The 2,493-nt window shown below is 72.6% G+C and carries 4 protein-coding genes; 2 read left to right on the top strand and 2 right to left on the bottom strand.

Translation table 11 applies throughout. The features are described from left to right. Window positions 1-376: 376 nt before the first annotated feature. The gene (locus tag E1J50_RS26050; RefSeq protein ID WP_132257149.1) at window positions 377-754 is read left to right on the top strand and encodes a PepSY domain-containing protein; all 378 of its coding nucleotides are present in this window, start codon (window positions 377-379) and stop codon (window positions 752-754) included. An 18-nt stretch (window positions 755-772) separates the two neighbouring features. Beyond that, window positions 773-1,450 (top strand): response regulator transcription factor, encoded by a 678-nt coding sequence (locus E1J50_RS26045; RefSeq protein WP_132257147.1) that lies wholly within the window; start codon window positions 773-775, stop codon window positions 1,448-1,450. Window positions 1,451-1,463: 13 nt separating this feature from the next. On the opposite strand, the gene E1J50_RS26040 is transcribed toward E1J50_RS26045, so the two are convergent. After that, entirely contained in the window at window positions 1,464-2,015 is a 552-nt protein-coding gene (locus E1J50_RS26040) for a hypothetical protein (protein ID WP_132257144.1), read from the bottom strand. Then, window positions 2,015-2,493 (bottom strand): TadE/TadG family type IV pilus assembly protein (locus E1J50_RS26035; protein ID WP_207919307.1); only part of this gene is annotated, 479 nt, incomplete at its 5' end. The genes E1J50_RS26040 and E1J50_RS26035, both read right to left, overlap by 1 nt.

Raw genomic sequence — 2,493 nt, 5'->3', positions numbered from 1 at the left:
GCCCGGCGCGCCGACCGGGCCGCCCGGCGCCTGCGCGCGGCGCGGCGCGGGTTCGAACTCTCCGCCGCGGCGCTGCGGAGCGCGGCCCTCGATGAGGTCGAGCGCCACGGCCTCATCCGCACGGTGCTGCGGGCGAGCCTCGAACGCCGCGCGCAGACCTGCCCGGCCGATCCCTGACATCCCACAGGCCCGTCGGGAACCGGACGCCGCCTCGGCCGTAAGACCTGCCGGAACCCCGTAGCAGCCCATGAGATCGTCGCGTCCCGAGCCCGCCTCCGCCCCGTCCCCGCAACCCGAGCCGCGCGCGCAATCGTGGCGGGCTGGGCGCGCGGGTATTCAGGGGCTATTCAGTGCCCGGGGCCGAGATTCCCTGCCCATGCGCTACGCCCTCGCCCTCCTCGCAGCCTGCCTGACGCTCGCGGCCGTCGCCGCGGGCGATCTCGGCACGCTCGCCGAGGAGACGAACCAGCCCGCCGCCCGCCTCAACGCGGTGCAGAGCGCGCCCCCGCCCCGCAGCGAGAACTGCCTCGCCCCGGCGGACCTGCGCGAGGCGGTGGCCGAGCGCCGGGTGATCGAGCCCGTGGCGGCGATCCGCGCCGCCCGCACCGTGATCCCGCGGGCGGAAATCCAGCGCGCGAGCCTGTGCCGTCACGAGGACGGCCTCGTCTACATGCTGACCGCCTTGCGCCGGGACGGGCACTTCGTGCACGTCATGGTCGACGCCAAGACCGGGCAGGTCGCCGGGCAGTACTAGACAACGGAGTGAGCCAAGGTGCGTCTGCTCGTCGTGGAGGATGACCGGGACATCAACCGGCAGGTGGTCAACGCCCTGGAGGAGGCCGGCTACGTCGCCGACAAGGCCTTCGACGGGGAGGAGGGCGGCTATCTCGGCGAGAACGAGCCCTACGACGCGATCATCCTCGACATGGGCCTGCCCAAGGCGGACGGCGTCAGCGTGCTGCAGAAATGGCGCCGGGCCGGCATCAAGACCCCCGTCATCATCCTCACCGCCCGAGACCGCTGGTCGGACAAGGTCGACGGGTTCGACGCGGGCGCGGACGATTACGTGACGAAGCCCTTCCACATGGAGGAGCTGATGGCGCGGGTGCGCGCGCTCCTGCGCCGCACCGCCGGCCACGCCACCAGCCAGATCACCTGCGGCCCCGTCACCCTCGACACCCGCTCCGGCCGGGTCTTCGTCGACGGCAACCCGGTCAAGCTCACGAGCCACGAGTACCGGCTGCTCTCCTACCTGATGCACCATACCGGGCGCGTGGTCTCCCGCGCCGAGCTGACGGAGCACCTCTACGACCAGGATTTCGACCGGGATTCCAACACGATCGAGGTCTTCGTCGGGCGCCTGCGCAAGAAGCTCGCCGTCGACCTGATCCAGACCGTGCGCGGCCTCGGCTACCTCGTCGACCCGAGCCAGCCGGCCGCGCGGGTGTGACCGCGCCGTCGCGTCACGACACGCCGCAGCTCACCGCCTGGCTGTCGTAGACGGAGATCGTCCACCGGCGCAGCGTCCTGTCGGTCCGGCTCATGAACAGGCGCGCGATGCCGGGCAGGAGCGTCCGGTGATCCGACTGGATCACGACGACGATCGCGGTGTCCCCGTCCGCGAGCACGGACAGCGCCCGCGCGGCCACCTCGGTCTCGAGATAGGTCATGGGGCCGGAGCAGACGTTGAGCGCCCCCCGGACCCGGGAGATCTGCGCGATGCCGACCGTGGCCGAGGCGGGCAGGCCGAGGAGCGCGTTCGCCTTCCGGTCGCGGTAATCCTGCATCGTCCGGTTCAGGCACCCGTCGCTGCCCTGGCGCGGGCAGCTCGTCAGGATCGCCGCGACGTGGGTCGAGGACCGCTCCATCTCCCGCGTCTTCGCGACGAGGCTGACGAGGTCGATCAGGCCGCCGAACACGAGGAGGATGATCGAGGCCAGCAGCGCGAACTCGACCGCGAGCCCCCCCTCCCGGCTCGCGAGGCCGGCGCGCCAACCCGTCCGCCGCGCGCCCATCACGTCCTCCGGTAGACCACGGAGGATCGCACCGTGACCGCCGGGACGAAGGGGATGACGATCGGGATCGGCAGGGCCGCGCGCAGCAGCATGACCTCCTTCGGCAGGCCCGCCGAGAAGGTGGCGCCCGTGACCGGCGTCGGCGCCGTGGGCCCCGCGGAGAGCGGCGCCAGTTCGAGGACGAGCCGCGCCCGGCAGGTCGCCGAGGGCACGACCACGATCTTCCCGCACACGAGCGCCCGGTAGGCCGCCCGGTCGCCGAGCAGGAGCTCGGTCTCCGGCTTGCCGGCGGAGATATGGAGCCGGTCGCTGAGGAGAACCCCCGCATACTCGACGACGACGTACTGGAGGATGCCGAGGACGAGGCCGATTAGCGGCCAGGCGAGGAGCGCGAACTCGACCGCCGAGGCGCCCCGCCTGCAGGCGCCGAAGCGCCGGAGCGGGCTCGCGGCCTCAGAGCGGGCAGGCCCCGCGGCCT

The sequence above is a fragment of the Methylobacterium segetis genome (genome assembly GCF_004348265.1).
Taxonomy (GTDB): Bacteria; Pseudomonadota; Alphaproteobacteria; order Rhizobiales; family Beijerinckiaceae; genus Methylobacterium; species Methylobacterium segetis.
This window is presented reverse-complemented; position numbering and strand designations above follow the sequence as displayed.

Bases quoted from the DNA above. Each gene is read 5' to 3' on its own strand.
- E1J50_RS26040 (WP_132257144.1), bottom strand. From the start codon at position 2,015: ATGGGCGCGCGGCGGACGGGTTGGCGCGCCGGCCTCGCGAGCCGGGAG.
- E1J50_RS26050 (WP_132257149.1), top strand. From the start codon at position 377: ATGCGCTACGCCCTCGCCCTCCTCGCAGCCTGCCTGACGCTCGCGGCC.